Here is a 25,402-nt window from a genome sequence, read left to right as displayed (position 1 = left end):
GTAACGAGGGCGCCGCCGGGCAGGCCGGCGGGAGTTCGGGGGCATGCTTGAGATGCGGCTAGCCGGTCATGGGCGCACGCTCCCGAAGTGGATTGGCGGGCCTGTGCATCTGCAGCGACAGGCCTTCGCCTGGCAGGGCCAGGAAACCATGGCGCTCATAGAGCCTGCGGGCTGGGCTGAAACTGTCCACCGACAGGGCCACGCTGGCCCCGGACTCATCGGCCAGTGCAGCGAGGGAACACAGCAGAGTGGCGCCTATCCCGCGCCGTTGCCATTGCTCCAGCAGTGCGATATCCACCAGGCGCAGGTTGTCGCCATCGGCGTTGATGCACAGGCGGCCGATGGCCTGGCCTTGCACCTCGATGATCAGAAAAGCAGCGCCGCTGTAGTGCTGGCTATAGTGGCGTTGCTGCAGGTCGGCCTGGCTGTGCAAAAAGGCCAGGCGTTGCTGGTCGTCCCAACCCGGCATCGCGCAGGCCTCGGCCCAGCGCCGGCTGACGAACAGTTGACGCAAAAAACCCAAGTCATCCTCACCCTGCGTGCGCAAGGTGAAAGTGGTTGGGGCGGGGCAGGCCGAACACAGGCGCTCGGCGATGCGAGCGCTTTGCATCAGGGCTTCTCGGGCCAATAGCCGTTGGAGACGCACATGCAGTAGACCATGTTGAGATAAGGTTGCATGTTGTTCACCGGCTGAGCCAGGCCTGCCACTGACACCGTCGTGCTGGCCAAGGTGCAGCCGGCAGAGGGTGTCATGTTGAACATCTTGCTCTGGCGTGGCGACTGTAGGTAGGCGTTGTTGGCAGGGTTGTTCTGGATGGCGCCATCGGTGCCGTCCGCTACCGTGATGGCATGGTTATGGGCAGGCATGTTCGCAGGCGTCAGTGTGGTGGTATTGGCCCCCACCGCCTTGCCGAACGGACGCGGCGTGAGGCCGTTACCGGTGCCGCTGCCGATCACGGTGCTGGCGTTGAGGTTGGGCAGGTTGAAATAGTTTTTCCCGTCACCGCCGAACGTGATGCCGAGGATGGCGTACACCGCCTGGTATTGAGCGATCGCCATTTGCTGGCCATTGCAGATCGCCCAGTCCTGTGGAATGTAGTTGTACGGAAACAGCCGGATTTCACCGTAGAAAGCGTCCATGTTTATTCCACTTCCTCAGGCTTGCGATGGGTAGACGCCCTGCAGGGCGATGATGTAGTTCATGGGCATCGAGCTCATCATGTTGTCGACGGGCGTTGCTGCCGCTCCAGAGCCACCGGTCTGGCCAACGCAGGCCTGGTTGAGCTGAACCAGCGCGCTTGCCTTGGACCCGGTGTTGTACAGGCCGTTGACTGCCTTGTTCTGGGTGAAGGTGCCGAAGGTGCGAATGGGTGTGTTCGCGGCTGTAGTCGGCGCCGTCTGGTCGGCCACGGCAGTGCTGGCGACGAACAGGTGCGTATGGGAGGGGAGGTTGCTGTAGGTCAGGGTGACCTGCTCGAACCCTGAACTCTGGCCCAGTGCCACGTTGCTCAGGCCGTTGCCCCGGCCTTGGCTGACTGGCGCGCGCCCGCGCAGGTCCGGCAGGGCGAACGTGGTTCTGCCATCCCCGCCATAAACAGTACCGATGAGCGAGTACAACGCTTCGTTACCCGTGATCTGCATCACTGTGCCGTCACACAGGTGCCAGCCGACTGGCGCGTACTGGCCTGCGAAAATCCGAACTTCACCAACATATGGATCAGACATGTCTTGCCCCTGGTCAAAAATGTGCTGTTCGTAGACGTTTTACTGGTGGGGCGGGTAAACGCCGCTCAGCGAGATGCAATAGTTCATGCCCAGTGTGGGCTGGCGGTTTTCGGCGGGCGTATTGGGGAACGCCGAGCTGATGGTGGCGGGGTGAAGGGCGGTCTGCGTGGGGCTGCCTGCGGCGACGTAGGTCGCACCACCAGGGACGCCGGAGTTCAGCAGGCTGACGCCGAAGAAGGCGCCGTCAGGTGCGGAATTGTTGGCCGAGGCGACGCTGACCGTGATGCTGTGGGTGTGCGGGGGCAGCTCGCTTGCGGTCAAGGTGTTCGATTCGGAGCCGGCTTGCATGCCCACCTGGGTGACCTGGTTGGTGCCCACGGCAACGCGGCCGCGCAGGTCTGGCAGGCCAAAGGTGGTGCTGCCGTCACCGCCAAAACGGGAGCCGAGGAGTGCGAACAGTGCAGCGTTCGACTGAACTGACAGCAGTTGACCGTTGCAGGGCGCCCACCCCCTGGGGATGATTCCAAACGGGAACAGGCGGATTTCGCCAAGGAAGTAATCCATGTAGTTGTTAACTCCATCAGGGAAATGTGAGGCACTGGCAATGTTTTGCGCAGGGGAGCACGCAGTTCAAACAACTAGCGAAAAAAATCGGTTATACGGTCAACTAGAGGTCACAGCATCCATTTGTGAAGTATGCAGCGGTTCCTGTCCTTGGCGCATGGGGGGAGCGAAGGCGCCGTGGGCACGGACTTTGGTCTTCGATGGAATGGATCCTAGCGCGAAATGATGGGCAATTGCCATCACTTGGTTGCCCCTGGTGTCAGGATAGTTGTTGCCTCTCCCGACTCACCTGAAAACCAACCCTGAGGGCGGAAAGAGAGCCCTTGTTCCGTACTATTCCTCTGAGGGCATAGCTGAACAGTTCAAGCTGCTGGGCCCTGCACTCATCCTGACCATGGCCGAAGCCGCCAGGCCGCGAGGGCGTTACTGAGATGTCGCTGTCCGAGAACAGGCTCGCCAGGATCAGAAGCGCATTAACGAATGGGTCGTAGGTTCAAATCCTGCACGACCCACCATATGCAGTAAGACAAAGCCCGCAACCAGTCATGGTTGCGGGCTTTGTCGTTCATGGCTGCCCGGTGTCGGGGCGCCCCCGCTGATTACTCAGCCCACTCGGGATCCCCGGTAAACACTACGGTGATCCAGCGATCCGGCCCTTCACCGCCTACCGCATCGCCGATTTCATTACGCCACGCGTCCCATTCATCGATGGTTTTCGCCGCCATGGTCTTCGGCACGATGAAATACAGTTCGATCTCGCGCGAGCGCCCGACCTTGGCCACATAGGCTCTGTAAGACTGCAGGCCGTGCCGTGCCACGAAGGCGCGCGCCACTTCGTCAACGTGCAGCTTCAGGTCGCCCGGTGTCACCAGGAAGATCTCCGACAGCGCCTGGCGCACTACCGACAGTGGCAGCGGAATGATCACCAGACAGACCAGTGCCAGTACTGCCGGGTCGATGTACGGAGACACCCACTCCCACGGTGTGCCCTGCACCGCGTAGCCGAAGCAGAAGGCGATCAGCAGGGCGGCGGTGATGCTGGCCGACATCACCCAGCCTTTCACGTCCATGCGCACGAAGTCCGACTTCAGTTTGCGGTTGGCGCGGTCCTCTACCACGGCGATGGTTGCGCAGGCGATCACGGTCAGCAGTGCGTAGACCATGGCGATGCCGAACTCCAGGTGTCGGCCACCCTGCAGCAGGCTGCTGACCGCGTTGATCAACGCGTAGATGGCGACGCCGCTGAGCAGGATACCGTTGAGTGCGAGGACCATCGGTTCCAGATGCCAGAAGCCCATGGTGAAGCGCTCACGCAGCTTGCGCGAGAGTTGCAGGCTGGTGGCGTGCGAGGTGATCAGTTTGACCACTACCAGTGAAAGGCCGCTCATGCTGGCGTCGACCAGCGAGTAGACGCCATCGAAGACGATCGAGAACGAGCCGGATGCCAGGCCGAAGCCGATGCCGATGGTGGCGATGAACAAGGTGACGGCGATCGAGGTACGTAACAGGCCCTGTTCGCTGGTTATATCGAAGAAAGAAGATCGAGGTGTGGTTTGCATAACTTAAGCTCAGAAAGACGATGTTGCTCTTTGGGGCCTGTGCCGGCCTCTTCGCGGGAAAGCCCGCTCCCACAGTGATATCACAAGCCTTGAGTGAGGCGCTGTACTTGTGGGAGCGGGCTTGCCCGCGAAGAGGCCCTGACAGGCTAGACGCGAAACTGTTCCATCAATGCCTGTTGCTGGTTGGCCAGCCTGTTCAGGGCCTGACTGATCCGCGCCGATTCATCGGCCTGCCCGGACAGTGACTCGGTCACGTCGCGAATGCCGGCCACGTTGCGGTTCACTTCCTCTGCCACCGCACTCTGTTCCTCGGCCGCCGAGGCAATCTGCAGGTTCATGTCGCTGATCACCGCCACGGCCTCGCCGATGCGCTCCAGTGCGGGCAACGCCTGCTCCATGCGCGTGGCGCTGGCCTGGGCCTGGCGTTGGCCTTCATGCATGGCGCCGACCACGTCCTGAGTACCTTGCTGCAGCCCTTCGATTACCTGGCGAATCTCTTCTACCGACACCTGGGTGCGCTGGGCCAGGCTGCGCACTTCGTCGGCGACCACGGCAAAACCACGCCCGGCTTCGCCTGCGCGTGCGGCTTCGATGGCGGCATTGAGTGCCAGCAGGTTGGTTTGCTCGGCAATCGCGCGGATTACTTCGAGCACCGAGCCGATCTGCTCGCTGCGCTGCTCCAGCGCACGGGCCTCGTCCATGGCGACGTCCATGCCGGTGGCCAGCTGGTCGATGGTCTGGCGGGTGCTGGCGATCAGTTGCAGGCCCTCACGGCTGGCCTGATCGGCGCCACGTGCAGCCTGGGCCGCCTGTGCAGCGTTGTGGGCAACATCCTGGGCGGTGGCGCTCATTTCGTTGGCAGCGGTGGCAACCTGTTCGATTTCCCGTTGCTGCTGCTGCATGCCATTGCTGGTCTGGCTGGCGATGGCGGCGGACTGGTCGGCAGTGCCGCGGGCTTCGAGCAGTGAGCCCTTGACCTGGGCGATCACCGGTTGCAGCTTGTCGAGGAAGCGGTTGAACCAGCCCGTCAGCTGGCCCAGTTCGTCCTGGCGGGCGTAGTCCAGGCGACGGGTCAGGTCACCTTCGCCGCTGGCGATGTCTTCCAGGCGCGCGGCCACGGCGAGGATCGGGCGGGTAACGCCACGTGCGGTCAGCCATACCAGCAGCAGGCCGATGATTGCCGCGCCCAGGCCAATCAGCAGGCTGGTCAGGTTGGCGCTCTGGTTATGGGTGTCCAGGCGCTGGTTAAGGGCCAGTGCGGGTGCTTGCAGCACCGCTTCGGGCAGTTCCAGTTGCACCTGCCAGGGCGTGGCGTCAGGGATCGGCGCAAACGGCCGTGTCACGCGCAGCAGGCCCTGATCCACCTCCTTGTCCAGTGGCTGGCCCAGCTTGCTGGCGTCACGGCTGTGCCCGGCGAGCAGGCCGGCAGCGCTGACAATGCTGACCTGGCCCTGGCCGTCGAACAGTTCCTGGCGGCCATCCAGGCTCAGTTGCTGGAGATTGTTCAGGCCGATGTCCAGGCCGATCACGCCCACGACCTTGCCGTTTTCCAGCAGCGGCAGAGCGATGCTGGTCATCAGCACCTGGTGACCATTGACCTCGTCGAGGTAGGGCTCGAGCACGCAGGCCCTGGCGGTTTCCTGCGGGCAGGTCAGCCAGCGGTTCTTGGCCAGGCCATTGGTGCCGGGGCTGTTGTCGCCCAGCATGGACTCGGGCATCGCCTCCAGTTCCAGGGTGCCTGGGGTGGGTTGCGACCAGTACAGCGAGAAGCGTCCGCTTTCGTTGCTGCCGCTGTTCTCCTGGCCGATGAACTGGCTATCCAGGTGGTCCAGCGCATTGGGCTGGAACACCAGGTACAGGCCGATAACGTCCGGGTTGCCGGCAAGGCTGGCGTGGGCCTGGCGGGTCAGTTCGGCGCGCAGGTCGCTGCCGCCCTTGGTCTTGAGCACCTGGACCAGGCGGGCAAACCCGTTGCCGTACTGGTAGGCGTCCATGAAATAGCGCTGGATGCGCAACGCCTGGGTCTCGGCGTGGGCCTGCAGGCGCAGGCGCGCGCTGTGTTCGAGCATTTCGGTGTTGGCCTGGTTGACCAACGCTGCGCTACGCCGTGATTGAGCCAGTGAGCTGGCGACCAGCAAGGCGACGATGGCCAGCAAGCAAAGGCCGGCGAGCAGGGTGATCTTCCATTGAATGGAGAGGCGGCGCAGCGGCATCTGGGCATTCCTTTTCGAACAAGAACAACGCCCGCGTTCAGGCGCGGGCGTTGTCGGTGGCTAGTGTCATTCAGCGACGTAGTTCGGTGGTGCGACACGGAAGGCTTTGGTCAGCCAGGCCAGGTGTATCAGCCCCGCCACTGCCCACAGGCCGCCGAATATCAACGAATGTTCGTTGAGGTCAAGCCAGAGCTTGGCGATGATGCAGAAGCCGATGGTCGGCAGGACCAGGTACTTCATCTTGTTGGCCAGCCCCTGGCGATTGCCCTCACGCAGGTAGCAATGGCAGATCACCGACAGGTTGACGAAGCTGAACGCTACCAGCGCGCCGAAGTTGATGATCGAGGTGGCGGTGACCAGGTCGAAGAAGATCGCCGAGAGGGCAATCACGCCGACCACGGCAATGTTCACCACCGGGGTCTTGTAGCGCGGATGCAGGCGGGCGAACACGCCGCTCGGGATCACATTGTCGCGGCCCATCACGTACAACAGGCGCGATACGCTGGTCTGCGAAGCCAGGCCCGAGGCGATGGTGTTAATGACCGTGCAGGCGATGAAGATCGACTGGAACAGCTTGCCACCGACGTACAGGGCGATTTCCGGCAGTGCCGCTTCCGGGTCATGGAAGCGAGCGTTGGTCGGGAAGTACGCCTGCATGAAGTACGACACACCGATGAACACGACGCCACCGATCAGGGCGGTGAGGAAGATCGCACGCGGAATGATCTTGCCCGGATCCTTGGTTTCTTCGGACAGGCAAGTCACTGCGTCAAAGCCCAGGAACGAGAAGCACAGGATGGTTGCGCCGGCTGCCAGGGCGCTGAGCTGCGTCTGCGAGTCGGCGAAAGGCGTCAGGCTCCAGGTGGTCCCCAGCCCTTCACCCTGGTCCAGCCCGCGCACGCAGAGGTAGATGAACACCGACATGATCATCAGCTGCACGATCACGAACAGCAGGTTGAAGTGCGCGACCAGGTTGATGCTGCGCATGTTGATCAGGCTGATCAGGGTGACGAAGCCGGCCACCCACATCCACGCTGGCACCTCGGGGAACATGGCCGAGAGGTAGAGCTTGGCCAGCAGCGCGTTGACCATGGGCAGCAACAGGTAATCAAGCAGCGAAGACCAGCCGACCAGGAAACCCACGTGCGGGTTGATGGCGCGTTGGGTGTAGGTGTAGGCGGAGCCGGACTGCGGGAAGCGGCGTACCAGTGTGCCGTAACTCACGGCGGTGAACAGGACGCCGGCCAGGGCCAGCAAGTAGGCGCTGGGAACGTGGCCAGAGGTAATGCCGGACACGATGCCGAAAGTGTCGAACACGGTCATTGGCGTGAGGTACGCCAGGCCGATGATGACTACGTGCCAGAGGCGCAGGGATTTACGGAATTGGCCGTTGCCGGTGGCGTTGTGGTCATGCTGCATGCTGGTGTGGCTCCATGTTGTTCACCTTTTTGTTCGGAGCAGAGATAGGCGCGTGCTAGGCGCCGACGTCAGGCTGGCAGTGCCTTGGCGAGGAGGTTGAAGCGTGCGGGCAGGGGCATCCGAGCATCATGACGGCGCGACTTTTTCTTCTTCGTGGATCGGGCGCTGGGCGAGGTGGTGAAAATAAAAAACGATTGGTAGGGAGGCGTCAAGTTAAACATGACAAGATGTTGCGAAATTGAAATATTTATCGGTTAAACGGCCTGAATGTTCGGTTTTTGCGCGTTTTTTTGCGGTTTCGATCGACTTGAATGTCCGTAAAAATTAACAAGTGGGAAGTTGAGAGGAGGCTTGTCGGACGCTTCCTAAATATAGGATTTCGTCACCGCAGCCATCACCTGACCAGGCGCCGGGTGATATTCTTCGGCCCTTGTGCGGCCATCGCCGCGAACCTGCCCATATGGACATCGATCGGTTCTATTCATGAAGAAATCAGTAGGCATCCTTTCCGGCCTGGCCATCGCCATTGCCGTCGTCACTACCGCTGGCGCCTGGTACACCGGCAAGCAGTTGCCTGCGGAGCTGGACAACGCCGTCAGCCGCAGCAACGAACAGCTCAAGAAGGCCCTGGTCAACTATGGCGGCAGCATGACTGTCGAACTGGTCTCGCTCGATCAGCATTTCTTCAGCAGCACGGCGCAGTACCGGCTCAAGGCCAAGGACATCAATCTTGGCCATGGCGAAGTGGTCAGTTTCGACCTTGGCATGACCGACCAGATAGAGCACGGCCCGTTCCCCTGGTCGCGGGTCAAGGCACTGAAGCTGTTGCCGGTGCTGGCCGCGAGCAACAGCAGCCTGCAGAAGGACGACCTCACCGCGCCGTGGTTCGCTGCGGCTGGTGAGCAGTCGCCGATCAGCGCGCACACCAGCCTGGGCTTCTCGGGCAACGTCGACAGCAACATCACTGTGGCGCCGCTCAAGCGCACCGAAGCCAACGGCAGCAGCCTGGACTTCTCGGGCATGTCGCTGGAGGTCAGCGGTGACCAGGAAGGCAAGGCGTCGAAGTTCCATGGCAGCGCGGATCGTTTCGAAATCAAGCTGGTCGGCGAGGACCATCCGCCGGCCACTATCGAACTCTCGGGCCTGAAGGTCGGCGGCAATCTGGCAGCCAGCAAGCATGACGCCGTGTACGTCGGCAATGTCGACCTGCTGCTGGCCGAGGCCAAAGCGACCTTGGGGGCCAAGCAACAGGTGCTGGTGCTCAAGGGCCTTGAACAGAACGTCCTGCAGACACTGGATGGCCCGGACACCGTGGGTGGCCGCGTAGATTACCGAGTGGCAGACATCACCTGGGACGGCCGTGCGGTTGGCAACGCGCAGATGGGTGTGAGCATCAAGTCGCTCAACGCGCCGGCCTTGCAGTCGCTGTCCAAATGGTACCAGGCCCACCTGCCGGAGTTCGAAGCGGCACAGGCTGCGGGCCAGCCGGTGCCGGAAATCCAGATGGACGAGGCGGAAAAAGCCAGGTTCCACGGCGATCTGCAACAGTTGCTGGCTTCCAGGCCGAAGCTGGCCATCGAGAACCTGGCGTTCCGCACTGCCAATGGCGAGAGCCGTTTCGACCTGTCGATGGATTTCGCCAGCCCGGCCTCGTTCGACCTGCCGCCTGACCAGTTGAGCAAGCAGCTGATCACCGAGGTGAAGAGCAAGCTGTCGTTGTCCAAGCCGATGATCGGTGACCTGGCGACGTTGCAGGCGCTGCTGGAGGGGCAGACCGATGCCCAGGTGATTGCCGCGCAATCGAGCCAGGCCGGGGAGATGGTCGGCATGATGGCGCTGCAGAGCGGCATGGCCACCGTGCAGGGCAACGATGTTGTTTCGAGCCTGCACTATGCAGACGGCATGGTCGACTTCAACGGCAAGAAGATGACCGTCGAACAGTTCGCCATGCTGTTGGCGGCGCATTTCGCAGCCATGCAGCCAGAGGGCTGACGCAAAGCTACAGGTAAAGCGCTGCCCTCAGGTGCAGCGCTGGCTCCCGTAGGAGCGGCTTTAGCCGCGAAGAAGCCGGCACAGGCGCTACAAAAACCACTTTAGAATTCCCTTGATTGTCTGTAGCCTTCGGCGTCCGATAATAATCCGCGCCCGCAGAGGGCCGTGGCGGTGTACCTGCCGTCCGGCACCCTTAGCCGATCTGCCAGGGCCGGGTGATACACTCGATTTGACGCGCACGCGCGCCTGCAGGTCCAGCGATCATGACCCAGATTTCCGAACGCCTGTTGGTTCAGGCCCACCTTGACGCCAAGCAGCCGAACCCGCTGACTGCCGAGCAGGAGGCCGAATACCGTGCGGCCATCGCTGCCGAGCTGAAAGCGCAGAATGCCGTGCTGGTGGCTCATTACTACTGCGACCCGGTCATTCAGGCGTTGGCCGAAGAGACCGGCGGTTGCGTGTCCGATTCACTTGAAATGGCCCGGTTCGGCAAGAACCACCCGGCCGAGACGGTGATCGTCGCCGGTGTGCGTTTCATGGGCGAAACCGCCAAGATCCTCACCCCGGAAAAGCGCGTGCTGATGCCAACCCTGGAGGCCACCTGCTCGCTCGACCTGGGCTGCCCGGTCGAAGAGTTCTCGGCCTTCTGCGACCAGCATCCGGAGCGTACCGTGGTGGTATACGCCAACACCTCCGCTGCCGTGAAGGCGCGGGCCGATTGGGTGGTGACGTCGAGCTGCGCGCTGGAAATCGTCGAAAGCCTGATGGACAACGGTGAAACCATCATCTGGGGGCCGGACCAGCACCTGGGCCGCTACATCCAGAAGCAGACGGGTGCCGACATGCTGCTGTGGGACGGTGCCTGCATCGTTCACGAAGAGTTCAAGTCGCGCCAGCTGGCCGACATGAAGGCGCTGTATCCGGATGCCGCCATCCTGGTGCACCCAGAGTCGCCGGAAGCGGTGATCGAACTGGCCGACGCGGTGGGCTCCACCAGCCAGCTGATCAAGGCGGCGCAGACTCTGCCGAACAAGACCTTCATCGTCGCTACCGACCGCGGCATCTTCTACAAGATGCAGCAGTTGTGCCCGGACAAGGAATTCGTCGAAGCGCCGACCGCCGGTAACGGCGCGGCGTGCCGCAGCTGCGCGCACTGCCCCTGGATGGCGATGAATACCCTGGAGCGGGTGCTGCATTGCCTGCGTAACGGCGGCGATGAGATTTTCGTCGATCCGGCGCTGGTGCCCAAGGCGATCAAACCGTTGAACCGCATGCTGGATTTTACCCAGGCAGCTCGCCTGAAACTCTCCGGTAACGCCTGAAATTGCTGGGGCCGCTTCGCGCCCCTTTCCGACCGGTCCGGCGCCCCGGCAAGGCCGCTCCTACAGGTGATCGCATACCTCTTGTAGGAGCGGCCTTGCCGGGGCGCCGGACCGGTCGGAAAGGGGCGCAAAGCGCCCCCCAATTATCAGCGCCCCATCATTTCCATAACCATGCGCTTCTGCTCCATGATCTCGCGCTGGCGCTGGTCGATCTGCGATGCCAGCGGGAAGTTGCTGCCCGCCCGGCGCTTGGCGTAGTCCAGCTGCTGGATCGCCTGGTCGAAATCCCCCACCAGGGTGAAGTATTCCGCGCGCGCCCGGTGCAGGCCGATGGTGTTGCCCGACAGCCCGCGCACTTCAGCCATGTCGTACCACACGTCCGGGTCATCCGGCCGGCTCTTGAGCAGGTCGTCCAGCACCTTCTCGGCCTCGGCCGGCTTGTTCTGTTTCACCAACAGGTCGGCACGCACCTGTTTCAGCGGGTAGTTGCCCGGGTACAGCCCCTGCATGCGCTCGGCGCGCTGCTGCGCGTCGGCCAGGCGGTTGTTGGTGATATCCAGGTCGATCTGCGCGAGGTTGTAAGTGATGTCGTTGGGCGCCTTGGCCAGCAATGGCTTGAGGTTTTCCCGCGCTTCGTTGAGCTGGCCGCCCTTGATCTGCGCCAAGGCCAGGCCATAGCGCGCAGCGTCCAGTTTCGGGTCTTCGTCGAGCTGGGCGCGGAAGCGCTTGGCTGCAAGGCCAGGGGTGCCCTCGTAGGTCAGGGCAACGCGGGCGCGGATCAGCTGGTAGCGCTGGCTGTCCTCGACGCCGCCCTTGGGCGCCTGCTCGGCGCGGTTGCGGGTGTCGGCGATACGCGATTCGGTTACCGGGTGAGTCAGCAGGAATTCTGGTGGTTTGGCATCGTAGCGGTACTGGCGCGCCAGGCGCTCGAACATGGTTGGCATATTGCGCGGATCGTAGCCGGCCTTTTCCAGGTTCTGGATGCCGACGCGGTCAGCCTCCTGCTCGTTCTGCCGCGAGAAGCGCCGTTGCTCCTGAATCGCCGCAGCCTGGGTGCCGGCGATCATGCCGATGCCGGCATCGCCAGCGCCCCCGGCCGCCAGCACGATACCGGCCAGCAGGGCAGCCATCATTGGTAGTTGCATGCGCTGCTGGGCCTCGACGCCACGGGCGAAGTGGCGCTGCGACAAGTGCGCCAGTTCGTGCGCCAGTACCGAGGCGTACTCGCCTTCGGTCTGGGCATTGAGGAACAGGCCACCGTTGACGCCGACGATACCACCAGGGGCAGCGAAGGCGTTGAGCTCGCGGCTGTCGATCAGGATGAATTCCAGGCGCCGGTCTTGCAGTTGGCTGGTTTCGGCCAGGCGGTAGACGGTGGTTTCGACGTAGTCCTTGAGCTGCGGGTCGTTCAGCTGGTTGACCTGCCCGCGCAGCAGGCTCAGCCAGGCGCGACCGAGGTCGTGCTCCTGTTTCGGCGAGACGATCGCGGAGCTGGCGTCGCCCAGTGACGGCAGGTCGTCGGCATGGCCAGGGAGGGCCATCAGGCAGGCCAGCGCCAGCAGGGTGGGGCGCAGTAGATTCATGCAGAAGCTCGCGTCGGTCGAAAAGCCTTACTGTAGCCGGGTCGCGCGGAGCCGACCAGAGGCGGTATGCTACCGGGCTTTGCCCAAGACTGTCCGCCCCGCCCTGGAGACGCGCCCGATGAGTGACACCCTGACCTGCGACGCCGAACTCGATGCCAGCGGGCTGAATTGCCCACTGCCGCTGCTGAAGGCGAAGATGGAGCTCAATCGCCTGGCCAGCGGGGCGGTACTCAAGGTTATCGCCACCGATGCCGGTTCGCAGCGCGACTTCCGCACTTTCGCCCAGCTTGCCGGTCATACCCTGCTGCATGAAACGGCCGAGGCCGGTACTTATACCTACTGGCTACGCAAGGCCTGACCCACCCCAAGGATCGTCAATGTTCAAAGTGCTTCGCGACTGGATAGAGCGCTACTTCTCCGATGAGGAAGCAGTGGTGCTGGCGGTCCTGCTGTTCCTGGCCTTCACCGCAGTGCTCACCCTCGGCGGCATGCTCGCGCCGGTGCTGGCGGGCATGGTCCTGGCGTTCCTTATGCAGGGCCTGGTCAACGCCCTGGAGCGCGTGCGGGTGCCGACCCGGCTGGCGGTGATGCTGGTGTTTGCCCTGTTCATGGGGGCGCTGGCGGTGTTCATGCTGGTGCTGGTGCCGCTGCTCTGGCATCAGCTGATCACGTTGTTCAACGAACTGCCGGGGATGCTTGGCAAATGGCAGTCGCTGTTGCTGCTGCTGCCCGAGCGGTATCCGCACCTGGTGTCGGACGAGCAGGTGCTGCATGCGATCGAGTCGGTGCGGGGCGAAATCGGCAAGTTCGGCCAATGGGCGCTGACCTTCTCGCTGTCGAGCCTGCCACTGCTGGTCAATGCGATGATCTACCTGGTGCTGGTGCCGATCCTGGTGTTCTTTTTCCTCAAGGACCGCGAGCTGATCGGGCGCTGGGTCAGTGGCTACCTGCCGCGCCAGCGTACCTTGCTGAGCCGGGTGGGCAGCGAGATGAACCGCCAGATCGCCAACTACATTCGCGGCAAGGGCATCGAGATCCTGATCTGTGGGATAGCCACCTACATCGCCTTCATCAGCCTGGGCCTCAATTACGCCGCGCTGCTGGCGTTGCTGGTGGGGTTGTCGGTGGTGGTGCCCTACGTGGGCGCTGTGGTGGTGACCGTGCCGGTGACGCTGATCGCGCTGTTCCAGTGGGGTTGGGGCGACCAGTTCATCTTCCTGATGACGGTGTACGCGATCATCCAGGCGCTGGATGGCAACGTGCTGGTGCCGCTGCTGTTCTCTGAGGCGGTGAGCCTGCACCCGGTGGCGATCATCTGTGCGGTGTTGCTGTTTGGCGGGCTGTGGGGGTTCTGGGGGATCTTCTTTGCGATCCCGCTGGCGACCTTGATCAAGGCTGTGCTGGATGCCTGGCCGCGGCAGGAGCCTAGCGTTTCACCGATGCTATGAATGTAATTGGGGCCGCTTTGCGGCCCTTTCGCGACACAAGGCCGCTCCTACAAGGGAGCGTGATCGCTTGTAGGAGCGGCCTTGTGTCGCGAAAGGGCTGCAACGCAGCCCCAATCAATCTCAAGCCTTGTTCAGGGCCTGGGCAGCCGCGAGCACGGCATCCACATGCCCCGGTACCTTCACACCACGCCATTCCTGGCGCAGCACACCGTCCTTGTCGATCAGGAAGGTGCTGCGGTCAACGCCCATGTATTCCTTGCCGTACAGCTTCTTCAGCTTGATCACGTCGAACAGCTGGCAGAGGGCCTCGTCCTTGTCGCTGATCAGCTCGAACGGAAAACCTTGCTTGGCCTTGAAGTTCTCGTGCGACTTGATGCCATCGCGCGACACACCGAACACCAAGGTGTTGGCGGCGGCAAAGGCGTCATGCTGGTCGCGGAAGCCCTGGCCTTCGGTGGTGCAGCCCGGGGTGCTGTCCTTCGGATAGAAGTACACCACCACTTGCTGGCCCTTGAGCTCGGCCAGGCTGACGGTCTGGCCGCTGGTGGCCTGGGCCTGGAAGTCGGCGACGGGTTGGTCGAGTGCTACAGCCATGGTCGGTTTCCTTACATGGGGTTTTGTGGACGCCACGGCTCGATCAGGGCATCGAGGTTCAGGGCATCGGCGAAGTCCAGGAACTGGTCGCGCAGCCAGCTGATCTGGGTGCCGGCCGGCAGGATCACGGTGAACTGGGCATTGAGCATGCTGCTGCCGGTCTGCGGTGCCAGATAGGTATCGCAGGTCATGGCTTCGAGCTCGACGCGGTGGTCGAGGAAGAACTGGCACAGCTCGTTGATGATGTCCGGGCGGTAGGCGGCGCTGACGTAGGCCACGTAGGGCAGGGCTTGCGGGCGCACTTCCTGGTCGGCGCTGCGCACCACGTCGAGGGTCAGGCCGTGTTTCTTGCCCAGGCCCGGCAGCATGGCTTCGAGGCGTGCCAGGGCGTCCCAGCTGCCGCCTACCTGCAGCACCAGGGCGCTGGTCTCGCCGTGGCGGCTCAGGCGCGAGGTGACCACCGCGCAGCGGTTTTCGAAGGCGGCACGGCTGAGGACGTTGGCCAGCTCCATGGGATTGGGGCCCAGGGCGCTGATGACAAGGAATTGTTCGCGGACGGTGGGGGTGGACATGCAGCATTCCTAAAGCGATGAGCGGTCGGTGCAGGACGGGCGAAAGCCTCCTGTCGGCAGGGCCCGGGGCTCGCATGCGCGGACGTGGACGCTGGCCGGGGAGCAGGGTCGACGGCCCGGCGGGCCGCGCTGCACCGATCAAAGGGTCAAGGGTAGCGAAATAAGGCGCCGAGGGGAATGCTCCGCCCGCCTGCTTCGCTTGTGCAAGGTCGATGCCCCCAGTACCATTACCGCTCTCTTTTTCCGGCAGGAGCAGTTACATGATTGCGGGCAGTATGGTGGCGTTGGTCACACCCATGGATGCACAAGGGCGTCTGGACTGGGTCAGCCTCGACAAACTTGTAGACTTCCACCTGGAAAACGGCACCCACGCGATCGTCGCAGTCGGCACCACCGGTGAGTCGGCCACGCTGGATGTCGAAGAACACATCCTGGTCATCAAGCACGTGGTCGAGCGCGTCAAGCGCAGCAACAAGCCGATCCCGGTGATCGCCGGCACCGGTGCGAACTCCACCACCGAAGCCGTGCACCTGACCCAGAACGCCAAGAATGCCGGCGCCGACGCTTGCCTGCTGGTCGTGCCGTACTACAACAAGCCGACCCAGGAAGGCCTGTACCAGCACTTCAAGCACATCGCCGAAGCCGTCGACATCCCGCAGATCCTCTACAACGTGCCTGGCCGCACCTCCTGCGACATGCAGGCCGAGACCGTGATCCGCCTGTCGAAGGTCAAGAACATCATCGGCATCAAGGAAGCCACCGGCGACCTGGCCCGCGCCAAGGCCATCCTTGACGGCGTCGACAAGGACTTCATCGTCATGTCCGGCGACGACCCGACCGCCGTCGAGCTGATCCTGATGGGCGGCAAGGGCAACATCTCGGTCACCGCCAACGTCGCCCCGCGCGAAATGGCCGACCTGTGCGAGGCCGCCCTTGAGGGCAATGCCGAGAAGGCCCGCGCAATCAACGAAAAACTCATGCCGCTGCACAAAGACCTGTTCTGCGAAGCCAACCCGATCCCTGTGAAGTGGGCGCTGGTGGAAATGGGCCTGATGCACAAAGGCATTCGCCTGCCACTGACCTGGCTGAGCGAAGGTTGCCACGAAAAAGTCCGTACTGCCTTGCGCCAGTCCGGCGTACTGGTTTAAGAGGAAGTACACCGCATGAAGCGACTGGCTGGTCTTTCCGCGCTCGCCCTTATCATTTCCAGCACCAGTGGGTGTGGCTGGCTGTGGGGCGAGGATGGCTATTTCCGCGACCGCGGAAGCGATTACCTGCAGGCGCACCCGACTGCGCCGATGCAGCTGCCGCCGGACGCCGGCAACGTCAAGCGCCTTGACCCGTTGCTGCCGATCCCGCGCAATGTCGCTGACGATCGTGCCACTGGCGAGTTCGAAGTGCCGCGCCCGCAACCGTTGACCGCCGGCGCCGAAGCCAGCGACTACACCCTGCAGCGCAGCGGCAGCAGCCGCTGGGTACTGGCCCAGCACTCACCGGCCGAAGTGTGGCCGGTGGCTCACCAGTTCTTCGAGGACAATGGCTTCCGCATTGCTGAAGAGCGCCCGCAGACGGGTGAATTCAACACCACCTGGCAGCGTTTCGACGAGCTGTCGGCATCGCTCGGTCAGCGTCTGTCGAGCACTGCCAGCAGTGGCGACAGTGAAGTGCGTGTGCGTGTGCGCATCGAGCCCGGCGTACAACGCAACACCTCCGAGGTGTACATCGTCAGCGTCGAGCGCCCGGCCGGCAGCACCGCCGACACCGCGTTCCCGTCCACTTCGGCCAACACCGGCGCTGACGCGCTGCTGGTCGACGAAATGCTGGCCAGCATGAGCCGTAGCGCCGAGAAGGGCGGTTCGGTTTCGCTGCTGGCTGCACGTGACTTCGACGCCCCTAGCCGGGTCAGCCTGAGCGAAGACGGCAGCGGCAACCCCGTGCTGTTCCTCGGCTCGGACCTGGACCGTGCATGGTCCGGCGTGGGCCGTGCCCTGGAGCAGGGCGGTGAGTGGCGTGTCGAGGACATCAACCGCAGCCTGGGCCTGTACTACATCAACCTGTCGGAAAAGCCTGAAGACAAGCAGAACGAGCCTGGCTTCTTCAGCCGCATGTTCGGCAGCGCACCGACCAAGGAAGAACGTGAAGCCCGTGCCGAGCGTTATCAGGTACGCCTGAGCAAGGTTGGCGAGAGCGTGCAGGTTACCGTCGAGAAGAACATCAACACCGTGGCCCCGGCCGATGTCGCCCGCCGCGTGCTGAGCGCCATTCAGGACCACCTGGGCTAAGTGCGCTTCGCGGTACTCGGAAGCGGCAGCCAGGGAAATGGCACGCTGATCGCCAGTGGTGACACGTTCATCCTGGTCGATTGCGGCTTTTCCCTGCGCGAAACCGAGCGGCGCCTGGCGCTGCTCGGGGTGTCGGCGGCACAGCTGAGCGCCGTGCTGGTGACCCACGAACATGCCGACCACGTGCATGGGGTGGGGTTGCTGTCGCGGCGCTACAATGTACCGGTCTACCTCAGCCAAGGCACATTGCGCGGCATGCGCAAGCCGGTGGAGGTGACCGGTTTTCTCGCTTGTGGCGAGCGCCTGCAGATCGGCGCCCTGGAAGTGAGTGCGGCACGGGTCGAACACGACGCCTACGAGCCGTTGCAGTATGTGTTCAGCGACGGTCGCCGACGTTTCGGCATGCTCACCGACCTGGGCTCGTACGATGCGCTGCTGCTTGAACGCTATCAAGGCCTGGACGCACTGCTGATCGAAGCCAACCACTGCCGCGACCTGCTCGCGCGCGGTCACTACCCGGCCTTCCTGAAGCAGCGGGTCGGTGGCATGCAAGGGCATTTGAACAACCACCAGGCCGCGCGCCTGGTGCAAGAGTTGGGCTGGAACAACCTGCAGCACCTGGTGCTGGCCCACCTCAGCAGCAAGAACAACCTGCCACACTTGGCCCGCCAGTGCTTCGTCGACACCCTCGGGTGCGACCCGGACTGGCTCCAGGTGGCGAATCAGGAACACGGGCTCGACTGGCGCGAAATCGCCTAGCCCAACACCTCAGCAAGCGGAGCCCAATCATGGAAAAACGCGACGAACTCTACCGCGGCAAGGCCAAATCGGTTTACAAGACCGACGACGCCGACCGCTTGATCCTGCTGTTCCGTAACGACACTTCGGCGTTCGACGGCAAGCGTATCGAACAGCTCGACCGCAAAGGCATGGTGAACAACAAGTTCAACGCCTTCATCATGCAGAAGCTCGAAGAAGCCGGCGTGCCGACTCAGTTCGACAAGCTGCTGGGCGACAACGAGTGCCTGGTGAAGAAGCTGGACATGATTCCGGTCGAGTGCGTGGTGCGCAACTACGCCGCCGGCAGCCTGGTCAAGCGCCTGGGCGTGGAGGAGGGCATCAAGCTGGAGCCGTCCACCTTCGAACTGTTCCTGAAGAACGACGAGAAGGGTGACCCGTTCATCAACGAATCCCACGTTGTCGCGTTCGGCTGGGGTACCGCCGAGCAGCTGGTCGAAATGAAGAAGCTGTCGCTGAAAGTCAACGAAGTGCTGAGCAAGCTGTTCGACGACGCCGGCCTGCTGCTGGTCGACTTCAAGCTGGAGTTCGGTGTATTCCACGGTCAGATCGTTCTGGGTGACGAGTTCAGCCCGGACGGCTGCCGCCTGTGGGACAAAGAGACCCGCAAGAAGATGGACAAGGACCGCTTCCGCCAGGGTCTGGGCGACGTGATCGAAGCCTACGAAGAAGTTGCCAAGCGCCTGGGCGTGCCGCTGTAAGGCGCGCGCTCACGCAAGCGCCTGATACCACGTGATTTTTTTTGAAAAAAGGTTTGCCTTTTAAAATATCGCTGGTATGATGCGCGGCATTGGAGAGATGCCGGAGTGGTCGAACGGGACGGATTCGAAATCCGTTGTACTGGCAACAGTACCTAGGGTTCAAATCCCTATCTCTCCGCCATACAAGATGAAGCCCCGCAGATTAACGTCTGCGGGGCTTTTTCGTTTATGGGTCATAGACCTCGCTTCAACTCACCAGGGCGTTGGTTCCAGTGCGCCGACACCGCTGAGGGTGGTGCTGCCTTCGCCATTGCGCAGGAACGGCAGGTGCCAGAAGTCATTGGGCACTATCTCGTCCCCTGGCTTGACGTTCTCCGGGAAGATGAACTCGAACACCGGTGCCACGTACTGCCCGGCAACCAGCCCGTTGGCCACGGTCAGGCGGCTGGCGTTCTGCAGGCAGTTGTCGACCCCGGTTTGCGCAAGGGTGTTGGCGGGCACGCAGAGTGAGCGAGCCATTACCCGCAAGGTACGGCTTGGCTGGCTGAGCAGGCCGGTCGGTGACTTCGACGCACGCAAGCGAGCGCGTTGTGGCTGGGCACCCACGTTTTGCGTGGTGATCCCGCCTGAAGCGCCGGCGCAAGTAGCTGCCAACACGCCAGCGGGGTCACACTCACCGGTCATTTCGAACGGTGTGATCCAGCGGTTGCGTTGTACGCCGGTGGCAGGGTCGACATCGATCAGATAGATGTCCACCGGGGTCTTCACGTCGGTAGTTTCGGCTTCAAGGAAGATACGGTCCTGGGTTTCCTGGGCCGCGCCGTTTACCGCGACCAAGGCCGGGTCTGCAGTGCCGACGCCGAACTCGCCAATGGCCAGATAGCTGGGCTGACTGCCCGGCTGGGTGTAGATGCCGAGGTTGGCCTCGATGGTATGGGCTGAAATGAAGTCCGGAACGCCGGCAGTGGTGGATTTGAACAGCGTGCCGGAGTAAGTGATGAAGTCGCCGACTTCGAACGGCACCTGTTGCGTCGGGTCCGGGTCGGTTGCAGTCCGGGTCGGGTCACTGAAGCGCTTCATGACGAACTGGCTGCAATACAGCTGGCCTGCCTTTGGTGGTGTCAATTCACCCGCAGCAGGCAGCGCCACGCCGGCCTGGGCAAAGTTGCGGCAGTTGTTGGTGGTGGTCGGGGTGACTACCTTAGGCCGGTTTTTCTGCGGGCAAAGAGGGTCATCACCAGTACGCGGCACACACATCGGGTAACCCGTCGCCGAGTGAATGGTCGGGTTGGCGTCATCCACCGAGAAGCGCGGGTCAGGGCTCTGGGCTCGCCCGAAACGCCCGTTGGGGTCGTTGATCTGCAGGATGGTCGGTTGTGGTGAGTTGGTACTGGTCACTTCTATGTTGCCAGTGGTCTGGTCAATCTTGCTGATGTAGCCACTGCCAACATGAGCCGATTGTTGGGAGATGAAGATCAACCCGGCTATTTGTTTTCCGGCGACCGTGTTGCCAACAACATGCACTTCAAATGAAGGGTAAGTGGCGGGTAGTTGTTTGAGGCCCAGTGGCCCGCCGTGGACGAACTCAGCCCAGGTGAGGGTATTGGCGGGCATCTGGATGATCGAGTTACAGGGCACGTTGATGGTTGTACCGTTGACCACTACCGTACCGCCCAAACGGTTTGGGTTACTTGTATTGGGGCAGTTGCTGTTGCTGCTGTCGACGGTCATGTCCTGAATGAAACCGGTGATGTCGAAGCCGTGAATGGCCAAGGGGTCGACAAAGACCGGGTCAGGTAGTGTTGGCGTTGTGAAGGGGGACGGAGTGCCCTTGACCGGCTTGTCGGTCCCGCCCTTGGCCCAGGCATCGCCAGGCCCGGTAATACTCAGTGCCAGTGCGGCGACGACAGCACCGGCAAGCAGGGCCGGGCGAGCGAAAAGCATGCTGAGCCGCGTTTGGGTGGGAGCTGCGGCTGAAGTTCTGACTCCTGCAGATGTGCTCATAATGGTCTCCGAAATGCTGCCAGCCTCTTTGCAAGCATTCGACCTACCGACGTTAGGGCTCGTGTTGCACGGCTTGTGCAACAACTACGGAGCGATACGGATATCGAATAAACAGCTCGACCTGAAATACCGGAGTACGGGACTTCCGACGCTCTCGAGCGGCGATGTTCTGGCCGGTTCCGGACATGCACGCTAGAGGTCGTTCCTTGAGCCATAACGATCAAAGCACGTGTTGTGCCATAGCTGAATTTTCGCGGTGCCCCAAGAGAAACTGTTACCAATTGTAAAAATATTATTTAATTTTCATTGGCTACAAAAATGGATAACCCAGGAGTGGGGGCGCGACGCCAGAAATGGGGGCATGGTGTGATGCCAAATTGGGGCTTTCTGTTTCAACGCCGGGAGGGGGCGAGCACTGAGCTGTTGCAGCCGATCCAGATATTCGGGTGCATTTTTCAGGTGGCAGGCATTTTCTCTAGCGGCTTTACGGTCAATTCCACACCCAAGGCGAGCATCAGCTTCTGGATAGTGGCGAAGCGTGTCTTGTCGCCTCCTTTGAGCGTTTTGTAGAGTGACTCGCGGTTCACGCCTGCATCGTGGGCGAACTGGTTTACGCCTCTGGCTTTCGCAACCTCTCCCAACGCTTGCATGAGGATCTGCGCATCATTGGCCTTCATCGCTTCTGCCAGGAACGCTGCGATGGTTTCTGGGCTATCGAGGAAACGGGAAGCCTCGAAGTGTTTGGTATTACTTAAATCCAGATCCAGAATGGGCATGTTTTCGGGATTGAATTTTTCACTCATGATTGCTTACCTCGAAGCGTATTCAGAATTTCTTTCGCCCGCCTGATACCTCTAGCTTGGTCGCTCTTGCCACTGCCGTAGAGGATCACATAGCGGTTTGTGCCAGCGCGCACAAAATAAATGCGGTAGCCAGGGCCTACGAACACACGCATTTCGCTGAGACCTTCGCCAACGGGTTCAGTATCGCCAAAATTCCCTCCAGCTGCGCGCAGGATCCGACCGTTGATCGCACCTCTCCCAAGAGGGTCTTTGAGTCCATCAAGCCAGTCGTCAAATTGAGGGGTTGTGTCAATGTGGTTCGTCATTTGTAAAAGTAGCCTACTGGCTACTCCTTGTCGATTGTCGATGTCTGTTGTTTTTCTGGTCGCGCTAGCCGGCGCACACGAAGGTGCCCCATGTACGGCCGCCATAGGCTGTAGATGCACGCGGGAGTAAGTTCACTTGTCAAAGCCGGTCGCTGATTTTGCAACGACGGGCCGAGACTAGGCCTACTCCCAAGCACTCACAATAGTTTGGTAGGACCGTCACCATGATTCAGAAACGGCCTACAAGGCATGGGAAAAATCTGAATCGAAAATGTGAGCCGAGGTGTATTCCGGCCCCGGATTAGAGCCTTATCCCTGCAACATTTTGTCTCGCATTGCGCTAGAATGCGCCAGCAAATCGCTACTAGCGCCCAGGCTCCCCCGTGTAATGACTACGCGTCCTGGTCGGTCACCCTGTTCTGACATGGATTGGTTGGATGCTTTTCGCCGCACTGGTTTCCCTCAATGCCCGCTGCTTGCCGGGCAAATCGTCGTCCAACGCCCAGCCGTTGCCGCGCGCCAGTGCAGCCGTCCCCTTGCAAATACCATACAGCCTCATCACGCCCGGCCTGTCGTTGGCCGTCGCGCGCGTGCGCCTGTTCACTCACCGGAAATGGAGTGCTCCACTTGCGTAAGAAATTCGTCGCTTCCCTCTTGGCGGTCGCCATCGCCTCTACCACGGCCTGCGCACAGCTCGGGATCAGCAAAGAGCAAGCGGGCACCGTGATCGGTGGCCTGGCCGGTGTGGCCATCGGCTCGACCATGGGCAGTGGCAACGGCAAGATCGCCGCCGCCCTGATTGCCGGTGGTATTGGCGCCTATGTCGGCAACCGCATCGGCCACCACCTCGATGAGAAGGACCAGCAAGCGCTGGCGCTGCGCACTCAGGAAGTACTGAGCCAGCCGGCCACTGCCAGTGCCCAGCCGGTGACCTGGAAGTCCGACCACTCTGGCGCCACCGCGCAGATCACCCCGGGCAAGGAATACACCAAGACCCAACAGGTCCAGGTCAAGCGCGCGCCGAAGATCCAGGCGGTGCCGTCGATGAAGTTGATCAACGAGCCTTACGTCACCATCAGCGACAACCTCAACGTGCGTGCCGCGCCCAACCCGAGCGGCGAGAAAGTTGGCAGCCTGAAGAACCACACCGAGTTCACTGCCGTCGGCTCCACCGGCGACTGGGTCCTGGTCGGGCGCAAGGGCGTGACCGTCGGCTATGTGCACAAGAACTACGTCGAACCGAAGGCCCAGGCCGTCGCCAAGCGCGTGACCCCGGCCGTCAACCTGGACGACCTGGATGTTGCTGCCAGCAAGGAAACCCAAGGCTTCGACCTCGATTCGATCCAGTCGCTGCCAACCCAGACCGTGGCCGCCGAGGCCGCCTGCCGCCCGGTCACCGTCAGCCTGCAGTCGCAAGGCGGGCAGACCGAGCAGGAGCAGAACACCTTCTGCAAACAAGCCAACGGCACCTGGGAACTGATCTGAGGAACTCCATGAAAAAGCACGCGCTCACGCTGGCTGTGATCGGCGCTTGTGGTCTGGTACCGCAGGCGTTCGCCCACGAGCTGGCCTTTTCGAAGAAAGACAACATCAAGGTCGAAGTGCCAGGGGACGCCAGCAACTGGTGCAAGCCTGACGTCGAAATGACCATCACCCGCCCGGCCTGGGACGACCAGGCGCTGCTCTCGGGCTTGCTGACCAAGCTGCCGTTCGTGTTCGCCAAGGACTGTGCGACGGCGAAGGTCTCCTGGAAGGCCGTTGACGGCACTGGCAAGCTCTTCGCCAGCGGCTCGGGCACGGCGTCCAACCTGGGCCTGGTAACGCTCGCCGCGGCGCCTGCCGCAGCACCTGCCGCGCCAGCGCAAGCGGCGGTAGCATCTGCGCCAGCGCCGGCACCTGTTACTGCTCCGGCCCCTGCTGCCGAGCCTGCCAAGGCAGAAGCACCGGCCGCTCCAGCACCGGTGGCCGCAGCGCCAGCTCCTGCTGCCGAGCCTGCCAAGGCAGAAGCACCGGCCGCTCCAGCACCAGTGGCGGCAGCGCCAGCCCCTGCTGCCGAGCCTGCAAAGGTAGAAGTACCGGCTGCTCCAGCACCGGTGGCCGCAGCGCCAGCCCCTGCTGCCGAGCCTGCCAAGGCAGAAGCACCGGCTGCTCCGGCACCTGTAGCCGAAGCGCCAGCAGCTGCTCCGGCACCTGTAGCCGAAGCGCCAGCAGCTGCTCCGGCACCTGCCCCCGCTTCGGCCATTGCTGCTGCCCCCAGCGCGGATTTCGGCCGTTCTCTGGTACTGCAAAACCCGAAGTTGATGCAGATCACCGACGCTTCTGGTTGCAAGTGGGTACTCAGCACCTCGACCATCAACGACGGTGACAACCTGGCATTCGGCGCCACCCCGGCCATGCCGTGCCCGGCATCCGGCTTCGGTGAGGGCAGCTTCGAGAAACTGTCCTGGAAAGTGCCCGCCACCTACCGTGGCGATAACTGGAACCGTGTCTACGTTCACCCGAGCACGCTGATTTTCAACAAGAACCTCGAAGCCGCGGTGAAGAACAAAGCGGTGGCCTACCTGTCCCCGGAAGCGGACCAGGCAGCCTTCCTGGTCGGTGAGATCCCTGCTCGGCAGATGAAGGTGTATCTGACCTTCCAACGTTCGAACTGGGGTGCACTGCGCCCGTTCAGCAACGACCCTTACTACGTCGCGGTAACCCCCGACGAGTCGTTCGCACTGGATGCTGCCAAGTACCGAGATGCTGCGGTCGAAGTGTTCGAGTTGATCAAGGCCACTTCGCCGAGCACCACCGACGTGGCCACGTTGCTTATCGCGAAAAACCTGCAGGCGATCGCGGCCAATGGCTGGAATGACAACGCGCAGAAGATCGTCCGCAACCGCATTGGCCTCAACCGCAACGGCCTGTACTTCGATGTGCGCGAAGGCACCAACTGGACGGCTCAGCGTGAACAGGAGCGCCTGCGCGAAGAGCGCCAGCGTCAGGCCGAACTGGCCCGCGTGCACACCCGTGTGCTGGCGCGTTATGAGCAGCTGCAGGCCGGCATGGGCGAGTTCAAGGGCCGCGAAACCGAAGCCCTGGCGCAGATGGCCGGTATCACCGTGCGCATCGGCTCGCCACTGGCCCTGCAAGACCCAGGCTCGTCGGCCAGTGTCGCGCCGATGATGGTGCATGTAACCGGCAAGCAAGGTGACTTCTACAGCATCGACTTCCCGAGCAAGGGCCGCCTGGTCGCCGAGGAAGAATATGGCGAAGGCTGGTATGTCGCCCGTGTGGCCAACGCCACGCCGTACTACCCGCTGGAAGATGGCCGGGCCATCCCGACCTACCGTGCCTACGGCATCGGTGAGCCACAGGCCTGCAAGCAGGACAAGTGTGCCGATCAGGTGTCCTTCGGCGCCGTGTTGGCCAGGGAGTTCCCCGGCGCAGGCATCGACTTCAGCTGGACCCCAGAGGTCTCCCAACGGTACGTGAACGACTGGAAGAACGCTTCCGCCCAGGTCCAGTGAGGCAAA

Annotated in this window: 22 protein-coding genes, 1 tRNA gene and 2 pseudogenes; 11 read left to right on the top strand and 14 right to left on the bottom strand. The window is 62.3% G+C overall.

The annotated features are described in order from the left end of the window. Nucleotides 1-58 precede the first annotated feature (58 nt). The 8 genes and pseudogenes from BUQ73_RS19785 to BUQ73_RS19755 all read right to left on the bottom strand — a co-directional run bounded on the left by BUQ73_RS19785 (nt 59) and on the right by BUQ73_RS19755 (nt 7,480). Complete coding sequence (locus BUQ73_RS19785) at nt 59-610, bottom strand: GNAT family N-acetyltransferase (RefSeq protein WP_079229343.1); 552 nt, start codon at nt 608-610, stop codon at nt 59-61. Beyond that, on the bottom strand, nt 610-1,140 hold the full coding sequence (locus BUQ73_RS19780; RefSeq protein ID WP_079229342.1) for a phage tail protein: 531 nt from the start codon (nt 1,138-1,140) through the stop codon (nt 610-612). The genes BUQ73_RS19785 and BUQ73_RS19780 overlap by 1 nt, the downstream gene beginning before the upstream one ends. 15 nt (nt 1,141-1,155) lie before the next feature. Further along, complete coding sequence (locus BUQ73_RS19775; protein WP_079229341.1) at nt 1,156-1,725, bottom strand: phage tail protein; 570 nt, start codon at nt 1,723-1,725, stop codon at nt 1,156-1,158. Between the two features lie 39 nt (nt 1,726-1,764). Continuing rightward, nucleotides 1,765-2,289 (bottom strand): phage tail protein, encoded by a 525-nt coding sequence (locus BUQ73_RS19770; protein WP_079229340.1) that lies wholly within the window; start codon nt 2,287-2,289, stop codon nt 1,765-1,767. Nucleotides 2,290-2,888: 599 nt separating this feature from the next. Next, nucleotides 2,889-3,848: a cation diffusion facilitator family transporter gene (locus BUQ73_RS19765; RefSeq protein WP_079229339.1), complete on the bottom strand. Its 960-nt coding sequence runs from the start codon at nt 3,846-3,848 to the stop codon at nt 2,889-2,891. 146 nt (nt 3,849-3,994) lie between these two features. After that, nucleotides 3,995-4,531, bottom strand: a pseudogene (locus tag BUQ73_RS29020) (methyl-accepting chemotaxis protein); the annotation flags it as partial. 369 nt (nt 4,532-4,900) lie between these two features. Then, nucleotides 4,901-5,554 (bottom strand): annotated as a pseudogene (locus BUQ73_RS29015) (chemotaxis protein); the annotation flags it as partial. 573 nt (nt 5,555-6,127) lie between these two features. After that, on the bottom strand, nt 6,128-7,480 hold the full coding sequence (locus tag BUQ73_RS19755; RefSeq protein ID WP_079229337.1) for an APC family permease: 1,353 nt from the start codon (nt 7,478-7,480) through the stop codon (nt 6,128-6,130). Nucleotides 7,481-7,963: 483 nt separating this feature from the next. On the opposite strand from BUQ73_RS19755, the gene BUQ73_RS19750 reads away from it, so the two are divergent. Beyond that, nucleotides 7,964-9,472, top strand: a complete 1,509-nt coding sequence (locus BUQ73_RS19750; RefSeq protein WP_079229336.1) for a YdgA family protein — start codon at nt 7,964-7,966, stop codon at nt 9,470-9,472. Nucleotides 9,473-9,735: 263 nt separating this feature from the next. Beyond that, nucleotides 9,736-10,794 carry a quinolinate synthase NadA gene (nadA, locus tag BUQ73_RS19745; RefSeq protein WP_016711984.1) on the top strand — a complete coding sequence of 353 codons (1,059 nt, stop codon included), beginning with the start codon at nt 9,736-9,738 and terminating at the stop codon, nt 10,792-10,794. Nucleotides 10,795-10,940: 146 nt separating this feature from the next. Here the strand turns inward: nadA and BUQ73_RS19740 are convergent, their stop codons facing one another. Continuing rightward, complete coding sequence (locus BUQ73_RS19740) at nt 10,941-12,377, bottom strand: M48 family metalloprotease (protein ID WP_079229335.1); 1,437 nt, start codon at nt 12,375-12,377, stop codon at nt 10,941-10,943. Nucleotides 12,378-12,495: 118 nt separating this feature from the next. On the opposite strand from BUQ73_RS19740, the gene BUQ73_RS19735 reads away from it, so the two are divergent. Continuing rightward, entirely contained in the window at nt 12,496-12,735 is a 240-nt protein-coding gene (locus BUQ73_RS19735; protein ID WP_027919941.1) for a sulfurtransferase TusA family protein, read from the top strand. Nucleotides 12,736-12,754: 19 nt separating this feature from the next. Continuing rightward, on the top strand, nt 12,755-13,825 hold the full coding sequence (locus tag BUQ73_RS19730) for an AI-2E family transporter (protein ID WP_027919940.1): 1,071 nt from the start codon (nt 12,755-12,757) through the stop codon (nt 13,823-13,825). 120 nt (nt 13,826-13,945) lie between these two features. Here the strand turns inward: BUQ73_RS19730 and BUQ73_RS19725 are convergent, their stop codons facing one another. Both BUQ73_RS19725 and BUQ73_RS19720 read right to left on the bottom strand, forming a co-directional pair. Continuing rightward, nucleotides 13,946-14,419: a peroxiredoxin gene (locus BUQ73_RS19725; protein WP_079229334.1), complete on the bottom strand. Its 474-nt coding sequence runs from the start codon at nt 14,417-14,419 to the stop codon at nt 13,946-13,948. Between the two features lie 11 nt (nt 14,420-14,430). Then, nucleotides 14,431-14,991, bottom strand: a complete 561-nt coding sequence (locus BUQ73_RS19720) for a glycine cleavage system protein R (protein ID WP_013973793.1) — start codon at nt 14,989-14,991, stop codon at nt 14,431-14,433. Nucleotides 14,992-15,251: 260 nt separating this feature from the next. Between BUQ73_RS19720 and dapA the strand changes: the two genes are divergently transcribed. The 5 genes from dapA to BUQ73_RS19695 all read left to right on the top strand — a co-directional run bounded on the left by dapA (nt 15,252) and on the right by BUQ73_RS19695 (nt 18,953). Further along, complete coding sequence (gene dapA, locus BUQ73_RS19715; protein WP_027919938.1) at nt 15,252-16,139, top strand: 4-hydroxy-tetrahydrodipicolinate synthase; 888 nt, start codon at nt 15,252-15,254, stop codon at nt 16,137-16,139. Nucleotides 16,140-16,154: 15 nt separating this feature from the next. Beyond that, a complete protein-coding gene (bamC, locus tag BUQ73_RS19710; protein WP_079229333.1) occupies nt 16,155-17,273 on the top strand; it encodes an outer membrane protein assembly factor BamC in 1,119 nt (372 codons plus the stop codon). Then, nucleotides 17,274-18,032 (top strand): MBL fold metallo-hydrolase, encoded by a 759-nt coding sequence (locus BUQ73_RS19705; RefSeq protein WP_027919936.1) that lies wholly within the window; start codon nt 17,274-17,276, stop codon nt 18,030-18,032. A 29-nt stretch (nt 18,033-18,061) separates the two neighbouring features. After that, the gene (gene purC, locus BUQ73_RS19700; RefSeq protein ID WP_011535129.1) at nt 18,062-18,772 is read left to right on the top strand and encodes a phosphoribosylaminoimidazolesuccinocarboxamide synthase; all 711 of its coding nucleotides are present in this window, start codon (nt 18,062-18,064) and stop codon (nt 18,770-18,772) included. Nucleotides 18,773-18,863: 91 nt separating this feature from the next. Beyond that, nucleotides 18,864-18,953 (top strand) — tRNA-Ser (locus BUQ73_RS19695). Nucleotides 18,954-19,024: 71 nt separating this feature from the next. On the opposite strand, the gene BUQ73_RS19690 is transcribed toward BUQ73_RS19695, so the two are convergent. The 3 genes from BUQ73_RS19690 to BUQ73_RS19680 all read right to left on the bottom strand — a co-directional run bounded on the left by BUQ73_RS19690 (nt 19,025) and on the right by BUQ73_RS19680 (nt 21,884). Beyond that, on the bottom strand, nt 19,025-20,716 hold the full coding sequence (locus BUQ73_RS19690; protein ID WP_237772717.1) for a hypothetical protein: 1,692 nt from the start codon (nt 20,714-20,716) through the stop codon (nt 19,025-19,027). 515 nt (nt 20,717-21,231) lie between these two features. Next, nucleotides 21,232-21,579, bottom strand: a complete 348-nt coding sequence (locus tag BUQ73_RS19685; protein WP_079229331.1) for an addiction module antidote protein — start codon at nt 21,577-21,579, stop codon at nt 21,232-21,234. Then, nucleotides 21,576-21,884: a type II toxin-antitoxin system RelE/ParE family toxin gene (locus BUQ73_RS19680; protein ID WP_079229330.1), complete on the bottom strand. Its 309-nt coding sequence runs from the start codon at nt 21,882-21,884 to the stop codon at nt 21,576-21,578. The genes BUQ73_RS19685 and BUQ73_RS19680 overlap by 4 nt, the downstream gene beginning before the upstream one ends. Before the next feature lie 627 nt (nt 21,885-22,511). Between BUQ73_RS19680 and BUQ73_RS19670 the strand changes: the two genes are divergently transcribed. Together BUQ73_RS19670 and BUQ73_RS19665 are read left to right on the top strand one after the other, a co-directional pair. After that, nucleotides 22,512-23,369, top strand: coding sequence for an SH3 domain-containing protein (locus BUQ73_RS19670; RefSeq protein ID WP_079229329.1), 858 nt, complete (start codon nt 22,512-22,514; stop codon nt 23,367-23,369). An 8-nt stretch (nt 23,370-23,377) separates the two neighbouring features. Continuing rightward, nucleotides 23,378-25,396, top strand: coding sequence for a hypothetical protein (locus tag BUQ73_RS19665; RefSeq protein ID WP_079229328.1), 2,019 nt, complete (start codon nt 23,378-23,380; stop codon nt 25,394-25,396). Nucleotides 25,397-25,402 lie beyond the last annotated feature (6 nt).

It is taken from the genome of Pseudomonas putida (genome assembly GCF_002025705.1).
GTDB classification, from domain to species: Bacteria; Pseudomonadota; Gammaproteobacteria; order Pseudomonadales; family Pseudomonadaceae; genus Aquipseudomonas; species Aquipseudomonas putida_J.
The sequence above is the reverse complement of the archived record's forward strand: the minus strand, read 5'-3'. Positions and strand labels throughout refer to the sequence as shown.

Coding starts and splice junctions, on each gene's coding strand:
- BUQ73_RS19785 (WP_079229343.1), bottom strand. CDS start 610: ATGCAAAGCGCTCGCATCGCCGAGCGCCTGTGTTCGGCCTGCCCCGCC.
- BUQ73_RS19780 (WP_079229342.1), bottom strand. CDS start 1,140: ATGGACGCTTTCTACGGTGAAATCCGGCTGTTTCCGTACAACTACATT.
- BUQ73_RS19775 (WP_079229341.1), bottom strand. CDS start 1,725: ATGTCTGATCCATATGTTGGTGAAGTTCGGATTTTCGCAGGCCAGTAC.
- BUQ73_RS19770 (WP_079229340.1), bottom strand. CDS start 2,289: ATGGATTACTTCCTTGGCGAAATCCGCCTGTTCCCGTTTGGAATCATC.
- BUQ73_RS19765 (WP_079229339.1), bottom strand. CDS start 3,848: ATGCAAACCACACCTCGATCTTCTTTCTTCGATATAACCAGCGAACAG.
- BUQ73_RS19755 (WP_079229337.1), bottom strand. CDS start 7,480: ATGCAGCATGACCACAACGCCACCGGCAACGGCCAATTCCGTAAATCC.
- BUQ73_RS19750 (WP_079229336.1), top strand. CDS start 7,964: ATGAAGAAATCAGTAGGCATCCTTTCCGGCCTGGCCATCGCCATTGCC.
- nadA (WP_016711984.1), top strand. CDS start 9,736: ATGACCCAGATTTCCGAACGCCTGTTGGTTCAGGCCCACCTTGACGCC.
- BUQ73_RS19740 (WP_079229335.1), bottom strand. CDS start 12,377: ATGAATCTACTGCGCCCCACCCTGCTGGCGCTGGCCTGCCTGATGGCC.
- BUQ73_RS19735 (WP_027919941.1), top strand. CDS start 12,496: ATGAGTGACACCCTGACCTGCGACGCCGAACTCGATGCCAGCGGGCTG.
- BUQ73_RS19730 (WP_027919940.1), top strand. CDS start 12,755: ATGTTCAAAGTGCTTCGCGACTGGATAGAGCGCTACTTCTCCGATGAG.
- BUQ73_RS19725 (WP_079229334.1), bottom strand. CDS start 14,419: ATGGCTGTAGCACTCGACCAACCCGTCGCCGACTTCCAGGCCCAGGCC.
- BUQ73_RS19720 (WP_013973793.1), bottom strand. CDS start 14,991: ATGTCCACCCCCACCGTCCGCGAACAATTCCTTGTCATCAGCGCCCTG.
- dapA (WP_027919938.1), top strand. CDS start 15,252: ATGATTGCGGGCAGTATGGTGGCGTTGGTCACACCCATGGATGCACAA.
- bamC (WP_079229333.1), top strand. CDS start 16,155: ATGAAGCGACTGGCTGGTCTTTCCGCGCTCGCCCTTATCATTTCCAGC.
- purC (WP_011535129.1), top strand. CDS start 18,062: ATGGAAAAACGCGACGAACTCTACCGCGGCAAGGCCAAATCGGTTTAC.
- BUQ73_RS19690 (WP_237772717.1), bottom strand. CDS start 20,716: ATGCTTTTCGCTCGCCCGGCCCTGCTTGCCGGTGCTGTCGTCGCCGCA.
- BUQ73_RS19685 (WP_079229331.1), bottom strand. CDS start 21,579: ATGAGTGAAAAATTCAATCCCGAAAACATGCCCATTCTGGATCTGGAT.
- BUQ73_RS19680 (WP_079229330.1), bottom strand. CDS start 21,884: ATGACGAACCACATTGACACAACCCCTCAATTTGACGACTGGCTTGAT.
- BUQ73_RS19665 (WP_079229328.1), top strand. CDS start 23,378: ATGAAAAAGCACGCGCTCACGCTGGCTGTGATCGGCGCTTGTGGTCTG.